General features: G+C 31.5%; 20 protein-coding genes and 2 riboswitches. All 20 genes read right to left on the bottom strand.

Annotation, left to right across the window (positions count from 1 at the left end; genetic code table 11):
* Positions 1-1,155: 1,155 nt before the first annotated feature.
* Positions 1,156-1,608 (bottom strand): DUF134 domain-containing protein, encoded by a 453-nt coding sequence (locus B2671_RS15245; protein ID WP_346871168.1) that lies wholly within the window; start codon positions 1,606-1,608, stop codon positions 1,156-1,158.
* Between the two features lie 210 nt (positions 1,609-1,818).
* On the bottom strand, positions 1,819-2,175 hold the full coding sequence (locus B2671_RS15240) for a NifB/NifX family molybdenum-iron cluster-binding protein (protein WP_150845361.1): 357 nt from the start codon (positions 2,173-2,175) through the stop codon (positions 1,819-1,821).
* A gap of 40 nt (positions 2,176-2,215) precedes the next feature.
* Entirely contained in the window at positions 2,216-3,067 is an 852-nt protein-coding gene (locus B2671_RS15235; protein ID WP_346871167.1) for an ATP-binding protein, read from the bottom strand.
* The gene (locus B2671_RS15230; protein ID WP_346871166.1) at positions 3,058-3,888 is read right to left on the bottom strand and encodes an ATP-binding protein; all 831 of its coding nucleotides are present in this window, start codon (positions 3,886-3,888) and stop codon (positions 3,058-3,060) included. Before B2671_RS15230 ends, B2671_RS15235 begins: the two co-directional genes overlap by 10 nt.
* Positions 3,889-3,906: 18 nt before the next feature.
* Positions 3,907-4,269 carry a NifB/NifX family molybdenum-iron cluster-binding protein gene (locus tag B2671_RS15225; RefSeq protein ID WP_346871165.1) on the bottom strand — a complete coding sequence of 121 codons (363 nt, stop codon included), beginning with the start codon at positions 4,267-4,269 and terminating at the stop codon, positions 3,907-3,909.
* A gap of 280 nt (positions 4,270-4,549) precedes the next feature.
* The gene (locus B2671_RS15220; RefSeq protein ID WP_346871164.1) at positions 4,550-4,933 is read right to left on the bottom strand and encodes a hypothetical protein; all 384 of its coding nucleotides are present in this window, start codon (positions 4,931-4,933) and stop codon (positions 4,550-4,552) included.
* 331 nt (positions 4,934-5,264) lie between these two features.
* Positions 5,265-6,794, bottom strand: a complete 1,530-nt coding sequence (guaA, locus tag B2671_RS15215; protein ID WP_346871163.1) for a glutamine-hydrolyzing GMP synthase — start codon at positions 6,792-6,794, stop codon at positions 5,265-5,267.
* Between the two features lie 22 nt (positions 6,795-6,816).
* Positions 6,817-8,271 carry an IMP dehydrogenase gene (guaB, locus tag B2671_RS15210; protein WP_346871162.1) on the bottom strand — a complete coding sequence of 485 codons (1,455 nt, stop codon included), beginning with the start codon at positions 8,269-8,271 and terminating at the stop codon, positions 6,817-6,819.
* 246 nt (positions 8,272-8,517) lie between these two features.
* A riboswitch (purine riboswitch) is annotated at positions 8,518-8,616 on the bottom strand.
* A 190-nt stretch (positions 8,617-8,806) separates the two neighbouring features.
* Positions 8,807-11,758, bottom strand: a complete 2,952-nt coding sequence (locus tag B2671_RS15205; RefSeq protein ID WP_346871161.1) for a vWA domain-containing protein — start codon at positions 11,756-11,758, stop codon at positions 8,807-8,809.
* A gap of 85 nt (positions 11,759-11,843) precedes the next feature.
* Entirely contained in the window at positions 11,844-12,338 is a 495-nt protein-coding gene (locus B2671_RS15200) for a prepilin-type N-terminal cleavage/methylation domain-containing protein (protein ID WP_346871160.1), read from the bottom strand.
* 2,089 nt (positions 12,339-14,427) lie between these two features.
* Positions 14,428-15,288: a type II secretion system protein gene (locus B2671_RS15195; RefSeq protein ID WP_346871159.1), complete on the bottom strand. Its 861-nt coding sequence runs from the start codon at positions 15,286-15,288 to the stop codon at positions 14,428-14,430.
* Positions 15,275-16,522, bottom strand: coding sequence for a type 4a pilus biogenesis protein PilO (locus B2671_RS15190; RefSeq protein ID WP_346871158.1), 1,248 nt, complete (start codon positions 16,520-16,522; stop codon positions 15,275-15,277). The genes B2671_RS15195 and B2671_RS15190 overlap by 14 nt, the downstream gene beginning before the upstream one ends.
* Complete coding sequence (locus B2671_RS15185; protein WP_346871157.1) at positions 16,509-17,084, bottom strand: PilN domain-containing protein; 576 nt, start codon at positions 17,082-17,084, stop codon at positions 16,509-16,511. The genes B2671_RS15190 and B2671_RS15185 overlap by 14 nt, the downstream gene beginning before the upstream one ends.
* Positions 17,085-17,092: 8 nt before the next feature.
* Positions 17,093-18,358, bottom strand: coding sequence for a pilus assembly protein PilM (pilM, locus tag B2671_RS15180; protein ID WP_346871156.1), 1,266 nt, complete (start codon positions 18,356-18,358; stop codon positions 17,093-17,095).
* 463 nt (positions 18,359-18,821) lie between these two features.
* Positions 18,822-19,277 (bottom strand): type II secretion system protein, encoded by a 456-nt coding sequence (locus B2671_RS15175; protein ID WP_346871155.1) that lies wholly within the window; start codon positions 19,275-19,277, stop codon positions 18,822-18,824.
* 174 nt (positions 19,278-19,451) lie between these two features.
* Positions 19,452-20,657 (bottom strand): type II secretion system F family protein, encoded by a 1,206-nt coding sequence (locus B2671_RS15170; RefSeq protein ID WP_346871154.1) that lies wholly within the window; start codon positions 20,655-20,657, stop codon positions 19,452-19,454.
* Positions 20,658-20,675: 18 nt separating this feature from the next.
* Positions 20,676-22,334 carry a GspE/PulE family protein gene (locus B2671_RS15165; RefSeq protein ID WP_346871153.1) on the bottom strand — a complete coding sequence of 553 codons (1,659 nt, stop codon included), beginning with the start codon at positions 22,332-22,334 and terminating at the stop codon, positions 20,676-20,678.
* Between the two features lie 85 nt (positions 22,335-22,419).
* Positions 22,420-23,157 (bottom strand): prepilin peptidase, encoded by a 738-nt coding sequence (locus B2671_RS15160; RefSeq protein ID WP_346871152.1) that lies wholly within the window; start codon positions 23,155-23,157, stop codon positions 22,420-22,422.
* A gap of 95 nt (positions 23,158-23,252) precedes the next feature.
* A riboswitch (cyclic di-GMP riboswitch) is annotated at positions 23,253-23,337 on the bottom strand.
* A gap of 232 nt (positions 23,338-23,569) precedes the next feature.
* Positions 23,570-25,198 carry a chaperonin GroEL gene (groL, locus tag B2671_RS15155; protein WP_346871151.1) on the bottom strand — a complete coding sequence of 543 codons (1,629 nt, stop codon included), beginning with the start codon at positions 25,196-25,198 and terminating at the stop codon, positions 23,570-23,572.
* 81 nt (positions 25,199-25,279) lie between these two features.
* A partial coding sequence (locus tag B2671_RS15150; protein ID WP_346871150.1) for a co-chaperone GroES occupies positions 25,280-25,542 on the bottom strand: 263 nt, incomplete at its 5' end.

Below are 25,542 nucleotides of genomic sequence, written 5' to 3'. Positions count from 1 at the left end.
AACCAAATCATAGATTTGGAGGATTACTTAAATTCAGCGGCGTACCATTTGTAGTGAGCTCCATATTTATCATCTATTTTTTCTACTTCATAAAGTCTAAATATTATATATTGAGTCCAGTTATATCCTGGATTTGCTCCTATGGATAAGATTAAAAAGGAAGCTCCAAAGGAACCTGTCACAGTAAATATGACTTCATTTCTTGCTTCTGCAGGTATTTCTTTACCTTCACTATAGGTTCTAGAGATAGTGGCTCCAGTACTATTTGCAATATTAACTACTCCATAGGAAGATTGCCCGCCTCTAGCGTAGTTAATTTTTGATATTTTATCAGTACCTAATAAAAATTCAGTATATAGATGTATCTNNTTAGAATAGGATAATTCTGATTCAAAAGACCACTCTGCTTCTTTAGCTTCAGCCTTTCCATAGGCATATGAAACTCCCTCTTCCATGAGAATTTCTTCATAACCTTGGTTAGACATAACTGGTTTTTTAATATTCTTTTCTCTATTTAAATTTTCTCTTTGAGTGTTTTTTGTGTTATAGGTAATCTTTGAACCATCAGGATAAATTATTTCATAGGCAGATTTATTAGCAAAAGTATTAATCACCTTTTCTGTGTATTCTTCTTCACTAAAGATATTTTTTAGAGATTTAAAAGCTTTCTTTAAGGCAACTTTATCTCCCTTTAGTATTTGATTTCTATAGTATTCCTTATTATTTCTAAAGTCTTTATCCGTTATATCATCTATGGAATTGTCTAATATCACTTCTAAATCACACTGTTCTAGTCTTTCTACTATTTTATCTAGTCTTATATAATACTCAGCATCTTCTTTGTCTAATCCTTCCCTTGTTAGCTTTAATAATTCTTCCTCATCCACAGGAGTAGTTCTTACCTCATCACATATTTCAATTATCCTCTTATCATCATCTTTTCTCTTATTACTTTGTAATGCTAAAACCTCTATAGGTGAGTTAACTATAAAAGAAGTGATAAATATTACTAAAACAATCACCTTAAAATTCTTCACATCAGCACTCTCCATTCCTATGACTTTAAATTTATTATTCCTAGAGAATGGATTTTAAATTCTTAAAAATTATTGTTTATTAATTTTTTATAATAAATAAGAGGTGGAAATCCACCTCTTATTTATGCTCTACACTATTTCCTCTACACCATCTTTTACAAAGCTCTGCTTTCTTGCTACAAACAACTTCCTCTGAACCACAAGTAGGACAATTATCCTTGTCTTGCTCATAATTTATATCATACACATCTCCACAATGAAGGCATTTAAATTTACAAAAAGTAGCTCTGTAGTTACCACCACTTATTCTTATAGCATTTCCTTCTGTTAAAGCAATAGCTATCTTCTTCCTTGCACTGTCAATAATATTTTGGAAGGTTTGTCTTGATACTTGCATTCTTTCAGCACATTGTTCTTGATTTAATTCTTCAATATCTTTAAGTCTCATAGCTTCAAGTTCTTCTACCTTTAAAACTGTTTCTTTAATTTCGCATTTAGGCTTTCCCCATGGAACAAAATAAGTATCCTCTGGGAAAAACTCTACTCTTCTAAATTTTGTTGGTCTTGGCACTTTAAATCCTCCCTGCATTTGCTACATAATCCTATAAACATTATATCAGAATCATATATTTCTACATTACTTTCTTCTTCTATTCTTTTGTTTAATTTAAGGTAGTCAAAATTCAAATTTTGACTATCTATATCAATTATACTATTACATTTATAACATTTAAAATGAATATGCAGGGGTTTGCCACTAAATATTTTCATTTTATAAGAATTATTCGTTACAGTGACCTTCATGTTGATGTTCTGTACAAACGCTACCTGTTGATTTTAATTCACCATTTACAAATTTTTGAACTACATCATCACTAAGTCCTTGTGCACCAACTACAACTTCAATTCCATTTTCGTTAAATAAGTCTTGTGCTGTTTCTCCCATACCACCTGCAATAATAACATTTACCTTTAAATCTCTTAAAAATACTGGAAGAAATCCTGGTCTATGTCCTGGATTTGGAGTAAAACTTTTTTCTAAAGACTTACCCTCTTCTACTTCATATATTGTGAATCCTTCACAATGTCCAAAATGTCCACTTACATATTTCTCATCACTTGCAACTGCTATTTTCATTAAAAATTCCTCCTTTTATTTTACCTAAAAATTTAATATATTAATTTAATATATACTTAGTCATATTACTCCACATAGCTTCAATAGCTTTTTCAGCTATACTATCTTTGTAGAAAGTTATAGGTTTTAATTCATTTATAGACTTCATAACCATGTCATCATAAGGAATTTTACCTACTAAAATTATTTGATTTTCATAAATAAAGTTTTCTATTTCCTTTGTAACTTCTTCATTTATATCAAATTTATTTACACAAACCATAGTAAAAACTCCAAAGTGTTTACATAATTCTACTACTCTCTTTAAATCTTCAAGGCCTGATTTTGTAGGCTCTGTTACAACTAAAACTGCATTTGAACCTGTTATTGAAGCTATAACAGCACATCCAATACCTGGTGAGCCATCAATTATAGTTAACTTTTCATCCTTATTAAATCTCTTACCATTTTTTCTTAATTCAGTTATTAATTTTCCTGAACCATCACTGCCTATACCCATTTCTGCCCTTGAAATTATGCCTTTATCTAGTTCTGTAATGAAGGTATCTGCTGTCTTTTCATCCTCTAGTTTTATTGCATTTACAGGACACACTAATGTACATGTTCCACAGCCTTCACAAAGAAATGGATTTATAGTAAAGTTTTCTATGGCATTAAATTTACAAACACCTTCACATTTACCACACTTAATACAAATACTTTCATTTATTGATGTTTTTTTTCCACCTACAAATTCATCTTTTTCAATATCTTTTCCCTTGTAAAAGAGATAAAGATTGGGAGCATCTACATCACAGTCTATTCTTAATACATCTTTTTCAAGTTCAGCTAAAGCTGTTGCAATGGTGGTTTTTCCAGTGCCACCTTTTCCACTTAAAACTACTAATTCCAAGATAGCACCTCCTTTACTCCCTCTGAAAGCTTATCAAAGATCTTCTTATGAACTAAATAATCATAGAGTATTTCTCCCTTAGAATAAAGTACTGCTGTAGCTTTATCATAGGGAATTGTCCCTATTAATTCTATATTTTCTTCTTTGCAATACTTTTTTACTATGTTATCTTTTCCATCATCCTTATTTATAACTATGCCAAAGGGAATATCATACATTTTCACAAGTTCCACTGCCATCTTTAAGTCATGAAGACCAAATTCAGAAGGCTCTGTAACAAGTATTGCCCCATCAGCATATTTCAAAGAATTTACCACATTACAAGAAGTTCCAGGTGGGCAATCTATTAAGTTAGTTCCCTTAGATAATCCATTAAGTAATTCTCTAATAACAGGCACTGCCATTGGCTCGCTTATATTTAAAACACCTCTGCTGCAGTTTATATCTCTTACTGATCCTTTTTCAACCCTACCCGTTTCTCTTTCACCATAGGTTATAGCTCCATATTTACATGCAATTTCACATGCTCCACAACCATGACATAACTTTTGGAACAGCATAATATCATCTTTAACCTTTGCTAGAGCATTAAATTGACAAGCTTTTACACAAGCTCCACAGTTAGTGCATTTGTTATCATCTATGATTGGATATTCTACCATTACTTTTTCTTTTGTATCTATTGTAGGCTTTAGGAATAAGAAACCATTAGGCTCTTCCACATCACAATCTATATAATTTGCCTTTAGAGCAAGAGCAAGATTAGTAGATACTGTGGTTTTTCCTGTACCGCCTTTTCCACTAAGTACTGCTATATTCACTACCTATTCATCTCCAATCTAGTGAGCTCCGTGATGTGCAGGACCAGACATTTTTATTTCTTCAAGTTCACCTTTTTTATATTTTTCTATAGCCTCAGCTATAACTATACCATCACACTTATATGCCTTAACTCCTGATTTTTCAATGATTTCAAAAGCATTAGGTCCAAGATTTCCTGTGATAATAACATCTATGTTTTCATCAATTAATCGATTAGATGCAGAAATACCTGCTCCACCACTAGCATTTTTTCCTTGGTTTTCTAAAACTTTAATTTCTCCACTTTCAGTATCATGAATTTGAAAATACTCACATCTTCCAAATCTCATATCAAGTAAATTTACAATAGTTTTTCCTGCTGCTGAAACTGCTATTTTCATTTTCCATTCCTCATTTCTTTATTAATAATTCTTTTATGTGATTTTAATTATTGGCATTTGCTAATTATATATTACTACCATTTTAAGTTATTGTCAAATGCCAATTATAATTTATTATAATTTATTATAATTTATTATAAAAAAAGTAGCTATGAAATTTCTAATTCATATAGAAACTCCTTAACTACTTTAGGGGATAATTTTATTCCATCAATACTCTTGAATATTGTGTTTATTTAATTATAGAGCATCAAAACTACTGATATTTAAGTATTCCTCATTAAAAAGGATAATATGGATTAGCATACTGACCTGGATATTGGGTGTAATATGGATATGGAGAAATATAAGGTGGATATGGTACTATTAATAATTTAGCTAAATCTAAAAGTGATAAATTTCTGCGTCTATAACGTCTCTGTCTTCTTCTAGGACGTCCATAAGGGTTATATTGTCGTTGTTGAGCATATTGATTTTCATCATCTAGCTCCATTACATCTTCGCCCACTAACATGGTAACGCGATCTCCATCTACATTCTCAATTATTCCATCCACTATGCTTCCGTCTCTCATTGTTAAAATAACATGATAATAAACATGTTTTTTACATTCATCATATAAAGACTGGTTATCTCTGTTATGATCGTGTATTTCTAAAGCCATTTTTAATCATCTCCTTTACAATATTATGGTATTCTTGCATAAGAAAAATTGTGACCTTATAATTTACAAATTTTGTTGTAAATTTAATAAATATTTCTACTATTTTATTTTTTAACACTATAAGTTATTAATTAATATTTACATTTTATATTAATTATAAATAAAAAAAGTAGCTATGAAATTTCTAAATCATTTAGAAATTCATAACTACCTTATTTGGGTGTGATTTATTTAAACATGATAACATGTATAAATACATTAGGGTTTAAGAAAAGATATTACTCTGCCAAGGAGTTGATAGAGTAATATCTAATCTATTAGAATATTTATATTACTCCCACTCTATAGTTGAAGGTGGTTTACTCGTTACATCATATACAATTCTGTTTACTCCATTAACTTCATTTACAATCCTTCTAGACACCTTATCTAGTACATCATAAGGGATTCTTGCCCAGTCTGATGTCATTCCATCAGAAGATGTAACTCCTCTTAAGGCTACTGTATGGCTATAGGTTCTTTCATCCCCCATAACTCCTACTGATCTTATATTAGGTAGGCAAGCGAAGTACTGCCAGATTTCACTTTCAAGACCAGCATTTGCAACCTCTTCTCTAAATATAGCATCTGCTTCTCTTACTATGTGTAACTTCTCTTCTGTAATTTCACCAAGTACTCTTATTGCAAGTCCTGGTCCTGGGAATGGCTGTCTCCATACTAAGTGGTGTGGAATTCCAATTTCCTCTCCTACAGCTCTTACTTCATCTTTAAATAACTCTCTTAATGGCTCTATTAGTTCAAATTCTATGTCCTCTGGAAGTCCTCCTACATTGTGGTGACTCTTAATTGTAGCTGATGAATTAGTTCCACTTTCTACAACGTCAGCATAAATAGTTCCTTGAACTAAGAAATCCATTTTACCAAGTTTATTTGACTCTTCTTCAAAAACTCTGATGAATTCTTCTCCAATGATTTTTCTTTTTCTTTCTGGATCAGAAACACCTTTAAGTTTTCCAAGGAATCTATCTTGAGCGTTTACTCTGATAAGGTTCATATCGAAGCCTTCTCTAAAGATTTTCTCAACTTGATCTCCCTCATCTTTTCTAAGTAGACCATGGTCTACAAATACGCAAGTTAGGTTTTTACCTATTGCTTTATGAACAAGTACTGCTGCAACAGATGAATCAACTCCACCTGATAGAGCGCAAAGCACTTTTCTATCTCCTACTAATTCTTTAATTTGTGCAATCTTTTCTTCTGCAAAGGCAGACATAGACCAGTCTCCCTTAACTTCACATACATTGTATAAGAAGTTTTTAAGCATTTCTGTTCCAAATAAAGTGTGTTGAACTTCTGGGTGGAATTGAACCCCATAAAGTTTTCTTTCTTCATTTGCCATTGCAGCTATAGGACACTCATCTGTATGACCTATGATTTCAAAACCTTGTGGTGCGCTTTCTATAAAGTCAGTGTGACTCATCCAGCATTGTTTTTCTTTTATTCCAGCAAATAATTTATTATTTGTGTTTAAGTTAACATCAGTTTTTCCATATTCTCTAACAGTAGCAGTCTTAACAACTCCACCTAAAACATGGGACATAAGCTGAGCACCATAGCAGATTCCTAGGATAGGAATGTTTAATTCAAATAATTCCTTATCTACTCTTGGAGCACCCTCTCCGTAAACACTGTTAGGGCCACCAGTAAATATTATTCCCACAGGATTTAATTCTTTTATTTTTTCAACAGAAGTACTATATGGAACTATCTCACAATATACTCCATGCTCTCTTACTCTTCTTGCTATTAATTGATTATATTGACCACCAAAGTCAACAACTAATACTAATTCTCTATCCATAAATTAAGCTCTCCTTCTTAGATTATTGATTTACACTATAATTTGGAGCTTCCTTAGTAATTACTATATCATGTGGATGACTTTCTCTAAATCCAGCTGAAGTTTGAACTACGAAGTTTGCAGTTTCATATAAATCTTTTAGTGTAGGTGCTCCTAAATATCCCATTCCTGAGCGAATACCACCAATTAATTGATATATAGTATCTACTACGCTACCCTTAAATGGAAGTCTTCCTTCAACACCTTCTGGTACTAATTTCTTGTTATCTTCTTGGAAATATCTATCCTTACTTCCGTTTGCCATAGCTCCTAAAGAACCCATTCCTCTATATACCTTGTAACTTCTACCTTGATATATTTCTATTTCACCAGGTGCTTCGGCGCAACCAGCAAACATTGAACCCATCATACAAACTTTTGCTCCAGCAGCTAGTGCCTTAACGATATCTCCTGAATATTTTATTCCTCCATCAGCTATAACTGGAACTCCTGATTTTTCCGCTTCTTCAACACAGTCCATAACTGCTGTAAGTTGAGGAACTCCAACTCCTGCAACTACTCTTGTAGTACAGATAGATCCAGGTCCTATACCAACTTTAACACAATCTGCTCCAGCTTCTATTAAAGCTCTTGTACCTTCTGCTGTTGCAATATTACCTGCTATAACTTGAAGCTCTGGATATTTTTCTTTAACTTCTCTAACTGCATCTATAACACCTTTAGAGTGTCCATGTGCTGTATCTATAGTAATGACATCTACGTGAGCTTTAACTAAAGCATCAACTCTTATCATCATATCCTTTGTAACTCCTACTGCAGCTCCACAAAGTAATCTTCCTGAAGCATCCTTTGCAGCATTAGGGAATTTCACAGCCTTTTCGATATCTTTTATAGTAATTAATCCTTTAAGATTAAAATCTTTATCTACTAAAGGTAATTTCTCAATTTTATGTTTTGCAAGTATTGCCTTAGCTTCTTCAATACTTGTTCCCTCTTTTGCAGTAACTAGATTCTCACTAGTCATTACTTCACTTACTTTTTTACTATAATCAGTTTCAAACACTATATCTCTATTAGTAATAATACCAACTAATTTTCCATTCTCAGTTACTGGCACTCCAGATATTCTATATCTTGACATTATGTTTAATGCATCTTGTATAACATTATCTTTTCCTATGGAGAATGGATTTACAATTACTCCATTTTCTTGTCTTTTAACTGTATCTACTTCGCCTGCTTGAGCTTCTATAGACATGTTCTTATGAATAATTCCAATTCCGCCTTCACGGGCCATAGCTATTGCCATCTTACTTTCAGTTACTGTATCCATTCCCGCACTTATTAGTGGTAAATTAAGAGCTATAGTTTTAGTTAAGTTTGTTTTAAAGCTAACATCCTTTGGTAAAACTTCAGATTTATTTGGAACTAATAATACGTCATCAAAAGTGTATCCTTGTTTTAATATCTTTGCCATAATTTAAATCCTCTCCTTCTATATTATTTTCTTTATAATTAACTTTAGTTATACTTATAATCTGAAATCAATTAAAATTATTGTAGTAAATTCTCTAACATAGTTTTTGTTTATATTTTAAATTTAATTAAAACATAAACAAAAACATGCTTAACTTACTTTCCACCCATAATATAACTCATTTAGAGTTCATACTATGTACATACAAGTAAAATTAAGCATGTCCATAAATTCAATGAAATATATAACATGATTACTTTTACTCATAGTCAGAAATTTATCGGTTTCCGGTAGAAACTCCTTGCCATATTCAAGGGATATATGAGTTATTTATTCATAATTTATTAATTGATTACACCTATTTTATTTAAAATAAGTATGTTTGTCAAGGAAAACTTTTAACCTATTTTCTAAATTTTGTAGAAATTTATCGACTTATATAATAATTATACATTACTAATGAGAATTTTTCCATTATCTCACTATAATTAATTAATAAATTATAGTGAGATAATGTATATTTATACTTAAAACTTTAAAATAAATCTGGTAAAGCTTCTCCTTTAAGCCTAAAGTTTTTTTCTTCCTTGTTAAATAAAATATTATTCTCATAAGAACCATTCTCTTCACTAGAAGCATTCTTTGGCATCTGACACTGATATTTTATCACAATCTGAGTTTCTTCCTTTATATCTGGAGGTAGCTTAATATTATAGCAGTTCTGACCTAATTTTGTTCCAATACTAGTTATAGTACACTCTATAGGCACTAAATTATCACCTTTAAGAGTATAAACCTTTATCTTGCTTAAATCCTGTACATCTATATTCTTATTTATTCTAAGTTCCACATTTACATTACTAGATAATATAGTAGCTACGGAGGCTATATTAACCATCATATCATTAGCTATACGCACTTCTCCTTCAGTGACACTATATACATCACTTGTAATTCCATTATCTAAACCATGTATTAAGTATATTACTGGAGATATTAAATTCACTTTAGGTGTTTCTATACCCTTTGTAACCTCTCCATTACGCAAATTTTTATAGGCTATAACGTTATTATTTCCAAAGGATAAAGTTCCGATTTTATCTTCTTTAGGTTTTATTATAAAGCTTACTTTATAGGATTTATTATTAGCTTGATATTTTCCATCACCTTCACTTTCATAGACAACTGTTGGTCCCTCAATTGTAGCTATTCCATCTTTATAGGATTTAGCACTAGAAACCATGGTAAAATTATCATCTGAGTTTATCCTTAATTCTGTTGGAATTTCATAAGGCATATATCTTCCTTCAGTTATTATTCTATCGGCTAAGTTACCCATTAAAGTATTCTCTATATCCTCACCGCTTTTATCTTCACTTATAAAATAGTTTTCTAGAGGTTCCCCTATTCCTTCATGCAACTCATCTAAACATTTATTTCCCTTCTTTAAATTTAAGCTCAGAACATTGTACTTTTCATAATTTAAATTAGGAAGCTTCTTATCATTGTAGTTCAAATGATCCGATGCAATTAATACCATATATTTATCTGCATCAGGATTTTTACTATCAAGTATTGTCTTTGCCTCTACCATAGCATTGCCTATCTGCCTTGCACTATTATCTTCTGGCCCTTTATCTTCAATATTTATAGCTTGGATCATATTTATTATTTCATTTCGATTATTAGTTAGCTGAGAGTGTACTTTATATTTATTATTAAAAGTTATTAAACTAAAATTTACATTATCCCTTGATAAACCACTATTGTTTATCAATGAATTTACTAAAGCAGTTTTTATCTCATCTAACTTTCCACTCTTTAACATAGACTTTGATACATCCAACACTATGGCTATATCCTTTTTCCTCATATTGCTACTATCTTCAAAAGTAAAATCTTCTCCTGTTACATCATAGGTTACCTTTATTTCCTCTCCCGGATAAGCCTCTACTTCACTTGGGCTTGTTAACTTAGCCCTAATATTAGGTAATTCATTTTTATCTATATTAACGTTTATACTAGGTACTGGAGCAGTGATAATCTCATTATCCTTCCAAGGAAAGCTTACTGTAGACCCATTAAAGAGTTCATGATATCCTGTTACTTCACTTTTAATTATGAATTTAAATGGTACATGATCTGCTTCATAGGTAACTTTACCATTTTTGACTTCACCATCAGTTTTATATATTACATTATCGATATCTACTTTATTTCCTCCAATATTTAGAGTAAAACCTAATTTAAGATTCATCTCCATCTTTACATTATTGATGGCATAGGTAGATAAAATTTCTGTAGCTATATGCTTAAATACATTATCAATGGCACCATCACTAGTTGCAAAAAAATTACTATCCGAGCCTCCCATAGATTTATGGATTTGTTTTAATGTTTGGTTGTCTTTACTTTTCTCATCTCCTAAACCATATCCAATAGAAAATACATTATTTGCTGTTCCTTTTACAATTTCACCAATGGTAGTTGCATAGGAAACAGTCTCTTCAGTTACACTACTTCCATTTCCAGCAAAGCTTGGATTTTTATTGTCTATTGTAGTATAATTTTCTTTATTTCTTGATTTCACTGAATAAAATGTTGGTAATCCATCAGACATCAAAACTACAGTTTTATTAGCATCAGGTTTTCCATCTTCAAGCATATATTCAGCTTTTCTTAAACCTTCTCCAGTATTAGTTCCTCCCAAAGCTTCCAAATTATCTATCATAGATGAGAGCCTATTGTCATCTATATTTATAAAATCATCACTAATAGAAACATAATTAGGTATATAATGACCATTCTTTTTATCAACATCTGTTATATATTTATCACCATTTTTACCATAAGGATTTATAGTGGCCTCTGTAGAATATACTACAATACCAATTTTTAAATTAGGTACATTCTTCATCTTATCTACGAAATTTTTAGCAGCTTTTTTAAGCTCTTTTATCTTTGTCGATTTTGTAGTATGTGGTCCAATTTTATCATGTTCTTCACAATAGTCCTCTACCCAATAGTGGTATCTATTATTACAACCCACGTTATAGCTATCGCTCCATCCCCCATGTTCTAAACAATAATATCTATATCCATACCAATTGTTATACCAACGCCATTCTAATCTACAAGGACTATCTTCACAATGGGATCTACCATGTGCTGTGCAATACCTAAGTCTTTCATTAGTACATTCCACATCAATATTATCTTTCATACTCCCAGATACATCTAGCACCAATATTATTTCTTTAGCTGGAATTTCAGCTTCAAAGGGTTTAGGAATTATTTCTCCACTGACAGTAATATCTTCTCCTACTTTAGGGAATTCAGGGGATACTGAATTTATCTTTACCTCAAAGGCAGGTTTTGTTGCTACTTCAGCACTGGCATTTGATGCAGAAGTCATTACTAGGGTAGTTGTCATGCAGAGAATAAGCCCTATGCATAATATTGCTTTATAACCGATTCTTTTTTTCATTTTATCCACCTCCATCACCATTAGTAGGTTGTTAACAGACTTCCTTGCCTTAGAGGAAACTTTATTCCCAGTGAAGCTTAATTCATTACTTCTTATGCCTATTTCTAAATAAAAAACTCTCTTTTACTGAATAATCTATATCCTCTTCTTTTAATGACAATCTAATTTCTATACTCTTTTTAACATCATCTGAAGTCTCTATATGATGTAGATGTGAACCAATACGTCTTTTACCATCCTCTTTTGTAGATAGATAAACATTATTTTCTTCAATGATAAATTCAGCTCCTTCAGCAGTTACTGTGCCATCATCTTCAACCTTTGAAAAGGTTATAGTTTTTACAGTACCATCAAGTTCTTTGTTCACTTTACATTTAGTAGCTGCCATGGCATGTCTAGATATACTATCTAAAATAACCTTAGCTTCATATTGAAGGTCTGACCTAGTGTTTATCTCCTCTAGCTTTCTTTCATTAGAAAAGAAAAAGGAGAATATGAATGAAGTAACTATAGCTAAAAGTCCTAATGCTATCACTAATTCTATTAAGGTTACTCCTTTTTTCTTTCTATTTAAAATCATAATCCCACTACCTTATAACTTATTTTTCTAGTGTCCATTTTTCCTTTGTAATCAAATCTGTAGCTAGTATAGTTCTCTCTGTTACTAAGTTTTTACCTTGAGTAAAGATAAAATCTAATACACCTTTATTCTTCTTATCCTTTATCTCATCTTCCGATAATTTAGCAGTTCCTATTAAACCCTTAGAATTCTTTATATTTATATCTTTTAAGGATATAATGGTACCTTTATAGTCCTTAGTTCCATTGTAATTTACATCACCCTTTGTCACCACTATATAAGTTATGTCCTCAGATTCGTCCCTATTAAATTCTTTATTATAGGTTGCCTGTTTATTTTCATGTCTTAAGATAAGCTTATCATCATTAATTTCAATGTCCCTATTTTCATCATCATTTAATAGAATTACCATGTTTTCTAACTGAATAATGTTACCCCTATTAGCAATTAATGAAGATACACCATGCCAGTTTATTTGATTTTCTACAGTATAAATAGCCTTACCCTGCTGAAATTTATTCACATCAAACTCTTCGTTTCCCATATAATAAACAGCTTGTACAAAACTTTCCCTCATGTGTTTTACTGCATCAAGTTCTTTTTCATTAAGATTCACTGAATTTCCATGGGCTTTTCCTCCTGAAATATAGGCTCCAGCAGTATAGGTTTTCTGTGGAAGGGATATTCCCTTTGCTCTTATACTTGCATTACTTGAATTACTATAATCTACAAAGTGCTCTGATTTATCTATCACATTTAAAGGTTGTCCTTCTGCATTTTTGGTTATAAGGACTAAGGGATCTAAATACTCATATTGGCTATCCTTATAATTCCCATTAGAATCCTTGGCATAGGCCTTATAATTCCCCTTTAAGGCTACAGACTCTCCTGTCTGATAGGGCTCTCTATGAGTCTTTATATAAGCAGAACCCATTAGGTAGGCATTATCACTAACTGTTAAATTACCCTTATTATTAGGCCACTTCATGGAATTAATTATTATAGAACTAGAACCCCTAACAACCTGTCCATCGTCTGTAGGCATAGCAATATTTAAATCATTAAAACCATAAAGGTTTTTTATATTAATTTTTACATCACTAGCTCCTATAACTAAATCGTTAGCTAGATATAGCTCTGCCTTACTGCAATCTATATCTAAGCCACTATCCACATCACCTTCTGCTAAACTACCTAAGAATATATTCTCAGCGTAAACCTTATTATCAACTTCTTTATCCTCTAAAATTATTGTCTTAAAATTTACCTTACTTTTGTCTACGGCAATATTAGCAGCGGTGTTAACTTGTCCTTTAAATTCTATATCAGTATTATTTATCTCAATTCCGCCTTTATACTTATCTACCGTTGGGTTATTAACCATATCCTCACTTCGTAAACCTTGAATCCAAAGGTTTCCGTCCACTTCTACCTTACCTTCCTTAACATGGGATGAATCAGTAGCAATAGTTAAGTTTCCATCAGCAGCTAGAGTATAGTTTATTAATTTAGATGTGTTTCCATCGGCTTTAGNNATCAAGGATTCTATACTCTTCCGGTGTAACTAAATTATAAGCTACACTCACCACCCTCTCTTTGCCTTTATCATCTTTATAGGTAGAAGTTAACTTAACAATTTTATAATCTAAATCCTCTTTTTTTATTGTTGGTGCTTTTAACTCACACTTAACTTCTGCCTTATTACTATTTACTACATATTCTCCAGATACGTAATCTATAAGATTATCATCTATATAATCCTTATAAACCCCTTTGAAAATTTCATTTTGCTTCTTTATTGTAGTTTCCTTATTACCTGCCGCTATGCCTTCCTCTATAGCTATCTCTACTACTTTAGTGATTCTAGCGTAAGCCTTATCAATTCCAGATTCAGCAGAATAGAGATTTTTAACNNACTCTTAGCCTATAGTTTGCATAGGTGGCTCCTAGCATGGCCAGTGCTAAGGTAGCTAATATACCAAACACAGCTATTACAAGTAACATAGATGAACCTTTAGTCTTTCTTTTTCTCATCTTCTCCCTCCTCTTAATTTAATAACTCTATTAAAACCCCTTTTAATTAATTATTCTACTTAAGTAGTTCTAAATTCATATTTTCTACTACTTCCCCATTTTTATTAGCTTTTAATTCTACAAAGTACAATTTTTCATTGATAATATCCTCACTATGTTGAACCCCTTCGATTAATTCTATTTGTCCATTAAATTTAGATATTATTACATCTTGCCTTTCAGATACTTTTTCCCCATTAAATAGATATATTTTTAAGTTTTCTGTATGGCTCTTATTTTCTACACTTAAATTTAACTTCTTTTCACCATCTTCATTTAAGCATATAAGTAATGACTTAGCTTCTGGTTTAGGAATAGCAATGATACTTCCCCCATAAGTAACATTTATCTCCCCTGCTTCTTTCATTTCAATAAAGACTTCCTCTGATGGTGTAGCTAAATTATCTGATAGTTTTTTTATAGCTTCTCCTATAACCTCCTTACCATTTGATATGGATATGGACCCGTGGTGAAAATATATAGTTCTGTCAACTTCCATTTCACTAACCTTATTATTAATGACCTGGGACTGTTCTTTTATAGACCCCTCTATAGAAAATCCATTTATCTCCCCACTTATGGAATATACTAATTTATTATATTCCCCTGTAGCTTCACTTAAAGTAATGCCATTATTTAAAGGCTTTGATAAAGCACTTGAAAAATTATCTACAGCTTTAATATTTTCTATGGTTTCCTGAAGTACTGCCTTAGCCTGTTGTTTATTTTCTGTGGATTTATTTATTTTTACAGAAGTTAGTACTAAATTAGCTATAGGAATAAGAATAATTGAAATTAGAGCAAAGCTAATTATTACCTCTAGAAGAGTAAAACCTTTCTTACTTTTTCTAGATTTAGTAACTTTATTTATTAACATACTCTACCTTTCCTTCTGGTGTTATTTGCACCCTTGGACTAGTTTTATCATCATCAATTATGGTAAGTGAAACTTTCTTATCATTAGCATTATTTATTACCTTTATATTTGCTCCTACCTTATCATCAATACCTATACGTTTAGATGAGTATATTGCAATATTTATGTTTTCTTCATCCACATTCCTAAGCTCTATACCATTTTTACTATAATCCGATGGATAGCTAGATTTCTCTGTTTTGTACTTAATATAGTACTTACCGCCTTCTTTATTTACCTGAATTTCCACATCTACCTTTTTATTTTCATCATTATATATATAACTTTCTCTAGTTAAATCATTTTCCTTACCTAAAGTTAAACTTGGTAAATCCGAATTCACACCCTTTAAAGCCATAATTAGAACATAATTGTTTCCTTCACTAGTTCTTGATTCCATGGAGCTTTGATTTCCTTCTAAAAAAGGATTTTCCTTTCCATACTCCTCATCAAAAGTCCATTTTAAGTACTTTGAATCTTCATAAGGATTAATTTTTGGTATGGAGTAAAATTCTAAATCTAAAGTTCCTGAGACTTCATCATTTCCTGAGGCTGTTATATTTATATTTGGCATAGCTAAAATTCTTTCATATTCTGATATTAGCTTTACAAACTTAGCAACGTTTTTATAGGTACCATTAAAGGATACAGATACCTTCATTTGCTCTACCTTATTTCCAGTTGACTCTCCTTTATCACTTTTAGTAGCTTGCTCTTCTCCAAGGTCTTTAGTTTCCTCTAGTTTTTCTTTCACATCTTCCTTGGTCTTTTCTTTACTAGACTCCTCTACTACTTCCTCTAGGGATGGTTGTTCCTTAGGGTGTGCTACTTCTGAAAAATAAGCTTCTATTGGAGAAACAGTAACCTCTGAAAAAGTTAAACTTCCCTTAATTCCAGCATCATTTAATAGTTTATTTAGCTCTATTATTATTCTATCTTGATAGATCTTAGGATATAAGAGCATAGACTTTGAACCTATACTATCCTTTAATATTTTTATATCACTTTTATTCTTTGTAATAGTATTTATATTTGAAAGCATCTCATTATATTTCTTATTCAGCTCTGATTCTTCCTGTTTAATTTCTTGCAATTTAGCATATTGCCTTTCATAAACCAGCTTATAATATGCTGTACATATAATTATGAGGACTAATACTCCTAATAAAAATTTTTCTCTTTTACTTACTTTCATTATAGTAGGCCTCCTTTAGTTTACAGGTCATAGTAAAGGTAAATACTTCTTTTTCACCATCACCTAAGTCTGACACTATTCCACCTATATGAGATTCTTCTATGAATTCAATATTATTCATATTATGTTGAAACTCAGCAATAGCCTCTCTATTTGTAGCTGAAGCATTTATTTCTATAGAACCTGCTGCAAAATTCATAGATTTAAAATACACCTCTTTTGGAAGGGTATAATTTATCTCTTCAATAAAGTCTGGGCTTAATTTATTTCTATCGATTATGCCATGGAAAATTTCATTTAACTTACTATTATAAGTAGAAAAGGTTTTTCTCTCTGTAGCTACCTCTAAACTTTCCTTATAACTTTCTACAAAAGCTTCTTCATTAATTTTATTATTAAGATCATTCATTGATTTTTCAGCTCTATAAATTCCAAAAGCATTAAATGACAAGGTTACTATAATACCTACCCCAACTATAGCTGCTGCACTAAGAATTGCTTTCTTTACTCCTGCATCGCTTTCTTTATTTGTATCCACATAGAAAAAATTCAAATCATTCATAATCTCACCTACAATCTTACTAATGCACCTAATGCATTAACATACTCTTCAATAGTTGTTGTATTTACATTTTTACTAAATTCTATATTGTTAGCTGTAATTATTTTTGTAGTATCTATGCCAGTCTTTAAGGCTATATACTCATCTATTCCTCTTAACTTAGAAGTGCCCCCGTATAAATATATATGACTTATCTTTTTACCATTACTTTTATTAGTATAGAACTGAATAATTCTATTTAAATCCTCTAGCCAACCCTCTATGACTTCTACTACTCCATCATTAAGCTGATTTTCTTTCCTATGCTTTCCTACTTCAACCTGAGTCTTCTTTATTTCCTCTGCTTCCTCCATAGAAATTCCATTTAAATCTGCTATAAACCTGTCTATCTCTATTCCACCAATGGGCATAACCCTTATAAATTCTAGCTTATTATCATTAACTATAGATAAATCTACACTTTTATAACCTAAGTCTAAATACAAAATGGATTCCTCTTTATTTATTAAATCTACATTGTATATATCTGCAATACTGCTTAGTTTTCTTATGGAGTTGTTACTTATATCCAGCGCATAGGGATTTAAAAATAGTTTTTCAGCTAAGTTTCTATAGGATTCAATTAGATTTTTAGGATATATAATAGTAAATATCTTTTGCTTTCTCACCTCATCCTCTATAACTTCCTCTAACCTCATAAATTGAATTACATAGTTATTTAAATTTATAGCTAGAAATTGCTCTATTTCATAATTAACTAAGGTTTTTAATTCTTCATTATTCTCCACATAAGGAACTATAATCTCTCTACTTATGATTGTAGATGAGGAGGAAACTAACGCTATATTTTTAGTTCTCACCCTTGAGGTTTTCACTTCTTCCTTTAAATTAAGTAAGATAGATTCTTCGTTAAAAAGCTCCCCATCTTGAATAATATCCTCTGGAGATTTTATTTTCCTCATATTATAAACCTTTAATTTTCCACCTTTAACTTGTCCCTCTACTATTTTTATATCACTAGAACCTATGTCAAGACTCACAAGTCTTATACTCTTAGGTTTAGCCGGTTTACTATCATCAACTTTTTTTATTCTTTTAAATTTTAAATCCTGTAACTTTATATCTCTGTTCCATATGGATTCCTTCTTAGAATTTTCAACATCAATGCCTTTATGATAACCTTCCTTATTTGGTAAGGTACCATTATCTATATTTAATTGAATTTCCTTATTCTTTAATTCTTCACTGACCTTAGATTTACTAAACAAACTCAAAATTAGCACTCCCTTCTTCTTAAAATTATTTATGTTCAATTAACAATATTTATATCTATTTTATATACACTAAGGCTCTAATAACTTAGCACCCTAGATAACTTTCAAATTCATTATTTTTCTTTCATAACTTCTATTAATTTTCATATATCTTCTTTATTCCCCGAGAAATATCTCCAAGGAAAAATATTTTTCATCATTAAATTACATTGACAATTTAAACTTTTCTATATTTACCTATATAACTAGTTAACTATTTATTGTGGTATCAATGGTTTGCAGTGTTTGGCTATCTTAGTAGTTATGTATAGTTTCTAGAATTTTTATGTTTTTATGTTCTTCCATGGTTTAAGTGGTGATATAAGTGGTGTTTAAGCCTGTAGAGGAATGTTTTATTTATTTTTAGAAACATAAGTGTAAAGGTTGGCTTTACACTTATGTTGGTGGAATTATCTTTATTAAATTATTCAGCAGTTACAGCTTCAACATAACCATCAGCACCAATTTTTATTTCGTAAGTAGTTGCCTCTTTAGCATCTTTACCTGTTCCAACTTTACCTTGAGGTTCTTTAACTTCTGCTAATGCTTGAACTAATTCAGTTTGTCCTTGAGTTATACTACCATTTGTTGTAGCACTGATACCACTTACTTTTTTATCAGAATTAAATGTTGTTGTGAATGAAACTGGAGTACCAGCTGTGTTCTCAGTTACTGTAACTGTTTCATCTGAAACTAACATTAATACAGTTCTCTTTATTGTTTCACAGCTTTGTAAGTCTGCTTTAACCTTAGAGTTATTTCTTACTGCTGCGAAGTTTGGTATAGCTATTAATGCTATGATTGCCATTACTGCTAGAACTATGATTAGTTCTATTAGTGTAAAACCTTTTTTATTTTTGTTGTTTGTTCTTTTTATCATTTTAAATTACCTCCCAATTATTTCTATTTATTTCTAAAGGGTTTCCCCTAGTTAGACCTGTTGTTTTATTTTGACTATGTTCTAAATAATTGTGAATACTTGACTTCAATATTATCTTAGTGCAGATAATATGAAATACTTATTCACATTAGTTAAAAGATAGGATTGTCCTTTTTACATTACGTTGTACATTTCAAACATTGGAGTTAGGATGGAGATTATTAGGAATCCTACTACTACTCCCATTATTACTAGCATTATTGGGTCTAGGATTGTGGTGAAGGCTTCTATTGCTCTTTCTAGCTCTTCGTCGTAGAAGTCTGCTGTTTTGCTTAGGATGTTGTCTAGTTCTCCAGCTTCTTCTCCAATTTTTATCATGGACCCCAGCATTGGTGGAAATAACTGTGATTCCTTTATGGCATCGGATAGTGTATCTCCAGCTAACATTCTTTCTTTTACTGTTTTTAGTTTTACGTCTGCATATTTATTTTCTAGTACTGCAGATACTACATCTATGGAACTGGCTATGGATAGTCCTGCTCCTAAAACTGTAGATAAGCCCCTTGCAAATCTTGATACTACAATCTTTTGATTTAAATCTTTAAATAGAGACTTTTTCAGTTTATATTTACTGTACATATAAATTCCAGCATCAACTCTCTTGGTGTAATATTTAAAGCCTACTACTGTACCTACAATAACGAGGCCTATTAATATACCGTAGTGCCTTATACCATCTCCTAGAGATAGTACTATCTTTGTCATGGTTGGAAGGTCTGAACCTGCTGATTCAAACATATCCATAAACATTGGCATTATATAGGTTAAAATAAATACCACTACAAACACTGTTACTGTGGCTAATATACCTGGATAGATTAAGGCATTTTTTAATTTACCATTCATCTTAGTTTGCTTTTCATAGTAAGTGGCCATCCTGTTCATGATGGAATCTAGGGTACCACTTTGTTCACCAACTTGAATCATACTTATAAGCAATGTTGGAAATTCATTAGAGTATTTACCCATGGCTACAGATAATTCTTCACCTTTTCTTATATCTTCATCTACTTTTACAAGGACCTCCCTCAGCTTCTTATTAGGTATTTGTTCTGCTAAAAGACCTATGGCATTAGTTATAGAAACACCAGCTTCTATCATGGTAGCTAATTGTCTACAAAATATAGAAATATCCTTGTTATTAACCTTATTTTTCTTTCCTAGAATAATCTCCTTACTGCCTATAGCTTCCTCAATGGATAGAGGTGAATATCCACTAGATACCATAAGGTTAAGTACCTCTTCCCTACTCCTACATTCATGTACTCCTTGAATAACTTCACCCTTAGAGCTAATAGCCTTATATTTATATTTAGACATAATTTAGTTCTCCTTCCTCTACAAGTTATCCATAAATATTATCTTCATCATTTCTTCCATGGTGGTTTCACCTTTAAGAACTAACTCTCTACAGCTATCTGATAAAGTCTTCATACCTTTTTTAACAGCTTCATCCTTTAGTTCTTCTGGGTTATTAGATTTTATAATTAAATCTTTTATCTCTCTATCTACATTCATTATTTCATAGACTCCAAGTCTGCCACCATAACCAGTATAATTACAGCTGGCACAACCCTTGCCTCTATGAAGAGTTACTTTATCATCACTATTTAAGTTAAGAAGTTTCCTTTCAGCCTCATCACCCTCATAAGCTTCCTTACAGCTTGGACATATTCTTCTAACCAGTCTTTGAGCTATTACTCCTTTTATGGCAGTGGCAACTAAGAAAGGTTCAACTCCCATGTCTATAAGCCTTATTACTGAGGATGGTGCATCATTTGTGTGTAGTGTACTAAGAACCAGGTGACCTGTTATGGCCGCTCTTATACCAATTTCAGCAGTCTCACTATCTCTCATCTCTCNNATAGACCTTAAGCCTGCAGCAAAGGTAAGTCCTACCTTATTATTTACGTTTACTTGATTTATTCCATCCATGGAGTATTCCACAGGATCTTCTACAGTAACTATGTTCTTATTAATATCATTAAGTTCCCCTAAAATAGTATATAGAGTTGTGGATTTTCCGCTTCCTGTAGGTCCTGTTACTAAAATTATTCCATGGGGTGCAGATATGATATTTTCAAGATTTTTTATATTTTCACTACTCATGCCCAGATTATCTTTTCCAATTTTATAGTTACTTCTATCTAGTATTCTTATTACAACCTTTTCCCCTGTGATAAGTGGTATTATAGACACACGCATGTCTATGTTTTTATTATTGATTACAGTAACTATTCTTCCATCTTGAGGAATTCTTTTTTCAGCTATATTAAGATTTGCTAGAATTTTTATTCTAGTAACTATGCCTGGAAGTACATCAATATTTAAAGATGATATTTCTTCTAGCTGACCATCTATTCTATATCTAACTCTTATATATTTTTCATAGGGCTCTATATGAATATCTGAAGCTCTTTGTTCCACTGCATTTTTAAGTAGGGAATCTACTAGCTTTACTGTGGGAGCATTTTTAACTTCATCAATCTTTTCTATATCTTCCGCCTTATTATGAAACACTATCCTAGACCTGGTTATCTCTTCTACAGCACTTTCCACATTTCTATCTGAATAATACTTTTCCGTAGCCTTATGGATGTCATCCTTTGTGGAAATATAAGGCTCCACCCTTAGTCCCGTAGTTATAGCTACATCATCCATAGCAAATATATTTAAAGGATCTGATACAGCTATCTTTATTACTCCACCTTCTGTATAAAAAGGGAATAATTCATATTTTCTACATAAGCCTTCGTTAACTAATTTAACAGCCTTAGAATCTACATCTATGTTGCTTAATGTTACTCTTTCAATACCTAACTGTTCTTGAAGTACCTCTATAATAATATCCTCTGTTACTATACCTTCATCGATTAATAACTCTCCCAGTTTCTTTCTCTTTACCTTTTGAATCTCTAAGGCTTCTGATAATTGTGACCTGGTAATTTTATTTGCTTTTACTAGCAAATCACCTAGTCTGACAGTATTCCTTGCCATTTCTCTCCACCTCACCTTTACAATTAATTTATTTGTACTTATCTAAAAGTTTTATACTTCTTTTTATTTCTTAAAACTCCTTATATTAAATGAAATTTAATATATGTTGTTCTCCAATGATTAAAACTATATATGCTCCCATAGCCAAGCTAGGTCCTAAAGGAATATACTCATCCTTTGATTTCTTTTTTGATGCAATTAACATAACTGCAATTGTTCCTCCTATAATGAAGGATATGAGTAAAAAGTATATCTCCAATTTCCATCCTAGAAATAATCCACATAATACTGCTATTTCAATATCTCCAACACCCATGCCACCAGTTAAAACATATATTAAACCAATAATCCCTAGGCCTATTAATCCCCCAATAATATAGTTAGTTATACTATGGGAATATGCTACAGTTTCTATAAGGATAAAGATTATACCCACTGCCATCCCACTATAAACTACACTAGAATACACATCTGTAGTATCATAATCAATAAGGGCTATGACTATTAAAAATAGAGTTAAAAGGGAATACTTAAAAAAGCTTACTCCTATGCCATATCTTAGATATATTCCTACTAATAAAATCCCTGTAAGCCCTTCTACTAAGGGATATCTCATAGAAATCTCAGAATTACAGTATCTACATTTACCCTTAAGCCATAGGTAACTTACTATTGGTAATAAATCCTTCCATTTCAATCTAGTATCACAATTTCCACAATGGGAAGGCGGACTAATTAACGACTGATTATTAGGTATTCTATAAATACATACATTTAAAAAACTTCCTATTACTATCCCATATAAAAATACTATAAAACCCATAATTTATTATCCTTTTACATTTATTTCTATTTAAAAACTATTATACTATATTTTTACATATGTGTATATAAAATGCATGAAAAAACCGACTAAATAAATAATTTAGCCGGTTGTACCATTAACTCAACAACTTTCAAGGTACCCAAATAAAAAAGTTGCATCACTGTATCTAAACATAGTTTCTTTTTATACAAACTAATTTTAAATTTATATAAATTTGTTTTATCATTGTATAAATTTAGAAATGTTAAACATATTATACTATATTATGTATTATATTTCTATATATTTTCTTTGTTATGTATTGTTTTATTACATCTATCCTTAAATTCTAGTGTATTTAATGTTTTTCTGTAAAAAAAGGCCTCCATGAAAGCATCATGAAGGCCTTAATTTTACTTAATATTTAATCTTAGTACATTCCGTCCATTCCCATTCCTGGTGCACCTGGCATTGGAGCTGGGTTTTTATCTGGAATATCAACAACAGCAGCTTCTGTTGTTAAGAATGTTGATGCTACAGATGCAGCATTTTGAAGTGCGCTTCTTGTAACCTTAGTTGGATCAACTATTCCAGCTTTAATCATATCTACATATTCAGCATTTAATGCATCATAGCCTATTTCTGTAGCTGAATTTCTAACTCTTTCAACTACTACTGAAGCTTCAGCACCAGCATTTGTAGCTATTTGTCTTAGTGGTTCTTCAAGAGCTCTTCTTACAATGTTAATACCTACTTGGATTTCTGAAACCTCTGAAGTTAGTTTAGTAACTGCTTCTATTGCATTGATATAAACAGTTCCACCACCTGCAACGATACCTTCTTCAACTGCAGCTTTTGTAGCAGCAAGAGCATCTTCAATTCTTAATTTCTTTTCTTTTAATTCTGTTTCAGTAGCAGCACCAACTTTGATTACTGCAACTCCACCAGCAAGCTTTGCAAGTCTTTCATTTAATTTTTCTTTATCAAATTCAGAAGTTGTATCTTCCATTTGTTTCTTAATTTGATTTACTCTAGATGCTATATTTTCTTTTGCACCTTTTCCATTTACGATAACAGTATTTTCTTTAGTAACTTTAACACTATCAGCTCTTCCTAACATTTCAATAGTTGCATCTTTAATGTCGTGTCCTAATTCTTCTGAAATCACTGTACCACCTGTAAGTATTGCTATATCTTCAAGCATTTCTTTTCTTCTATCACCAAAGCCTGGAGCTTTAACAGCAACACATGTAAATGTTCCTCTTAATTTATTAACTACTAAAGTAGCTATTGCTTCACCTTCAACATCTTCAGCAATTATTAAAAGTTTTTTACCTTGTTGTACTATTTGCTCAAGAATTGGAAGTAATTCCTGAATGTTAGATATTTTCTTATCAGTTATTAAAATGTACGGATTATCAAGTACAGATTCCATCTTATCTGTGTCAGTTACCATATATGCACTTAAATATCCTCTATCGAATTGCATACCTTCAACAACATCAAGTTCAGTTCCCATTGTTTTAGACTCTTCTACAGCGATAACACCTTCGTTACCTACTTTATCCATTGCTGTAGCTATTAGAGCTCCAACTTCCTCGTCTGCTGCTGATATAGCTGCAACTCTTGCTATGTCTTCTTTTCCATCTACTTGTCTAGAGTATTTTTTTATTTCTTCAACTGCTGTATCTACAGCCATTCTTATACCATTTCTAAGTAACATTGGGTTTGAACCAGCTGTTACATTTTTAAGTCCTTCTCTTATGATAGCTTGAGCAAGTACTGTAGCAGTTGTAGTTCCGTCTCCAGCTACATCGTTTGTTTTGTTTGCAACTTCTTTTACAAGCTGTGCTCCCATATTCTCATATGCATCTTCAAGTTCTATTTCTCTAGCTATTGTAACACCATCATTTGTTATAAGTGGTGAACCGAATTTTTTATCTAATATAACGTTTCTTCCCTTTGGTCCTAAAGTTACCTTAACTGTATCTGCAAGTACGTCTACACCTCTTTGCATAGCTCTTCTTGATTCTTCTCCGAATAAAATACTTTTAGCCATATTCATTTACCTCCTATGATATGTGAATTTCTTAGCTTATCATTAAAATTATTTTTCTTTACAATTATTAAGATATATTATTTATTCTAATATTGCTAATATCTCTTCTTGCTTTAATATTATATATTCTTGTCCTTGTAATTTAACTTCTGTGCCTGCAAATTTAGAAAATAATATTTTATCTCCTATCTTCACTTCCATCTTAATTTCTCTTCCATGAGAATAAGTTCCCGGACCTACTGCAACGACTTCTGCCTCTTGTGGTTTTTCTTTTGCAGTACCTGCTAGAACTATTCCCCCTTTAGTTATTTCCTCAGATTCTAATCTTTTGATTACAACTCTGT

Origin of the sequence: Clostridium sp. UBA5119, from assembly GCF_002414285.1 — a bacterium.
Taxonomy (GTDB): Bacteria; Bacillota; Clostridia; order Clostridiales; family Clostridiaceae; genus Clostridium_J; species Clostridium_J sulfidigenes.
Note: the sequence above shows the minus strand (reverse complement) of the source record. Positions and strands in the feature narration are given on the sequence as shown.

Coding starts and splice junctions, on each gene's coding strand:
- B2671_RS15240 (WP_150845361.1), bottom strand. CDS start 2,175: ATGAAAATAGCAGTTGCAAGTGATGAGAAATATGTAAGTGGACATTTT.
- B2671_RS15225 (WP_346871165.1), bottom strand. CDS start 4,269: ATGAAAATAGCAGTTTCAGCAGCAGGAAAAACTATTGTAAATTTACTT.
- B2671_RS15220 (WP_346871164.1), bottom strand. CDS start 4,933: ATGGCTTTAGAAATACACGATCATAACAGAGATAACCAGTCTTTATAT.
- guaA (WP_346871163.1), bottom strand. CDS start 6,794: ATGGATAGAGAATTAGTATTAGTTGTTGACTTTGGTGGTCAATATAAT.
- guaB (WP_346871162.1), bottom strand. CDS start 8,271: ATGGCAAAGATATTAAAACAAGGATACACTTTTGATGACGTATTATTA.
- B2671_RS15205 (WP_346871161.1), bottom strand. CDS start 11,758: ATGAAAAAAAGAATCGGTTATAAAGCAATATTATGCATAGGGCTTATT.
- B2671_RS15200 (WP_346871160.1), bottom strand. CDS start 12,338: ATGATTTTAAATAGAAAGAAAAAAGGAGTAACCTTAATAGAATTAGTG.
- B2671_RS15195 (WP_346871159.1), bottom strand. CDS start 15,288: ATGTTAATAAATAAAGTTACTAAATCTAGAAAAAGTAAGAAAGGTTTT.
- B2671_RS15190 (WP_346871158.1), bottom strand. CDS start 16,522: ATGAAAGTAAGTAAAAGAGAAAAATTTTTATTAGGAGTATTAGTCCTC.
- B2671_RS15185 (WP_346871157.1), bottom strand. CDS start 17,084: ATGAATGATTTGAATTTTTTCTATGTGGATACAAATAAAGAAAGCGAT.
- B2671_RS15175 (WP_346871155.1), bottom strand. CDS start 19,277: ATGATAAAAAGAACAAACAACAAAAATAAAAAAGGTTTTACACTAATA.
- B2671_RS15170 (WP_346871154.1), bottom strand. CDS start 20,657: ATGTCTAAATATAAATATAAGGCTATTAGCTCTAAGGGTGAAGTTATT.
- B2671_RS15160 (WP_346871152.1), bottom strand. CDS start 23,157: ATGGGTTTTATAGTATTTTTATATGGGATAGTAATAGGAAGTTTTTTA.
- groL (WP_346871151.1), bottom strand. CDS start 25,198: ATGGCTAAAAGTATTTTATTCGGAGAAGAATCAAGAAGAGCTATGCAA.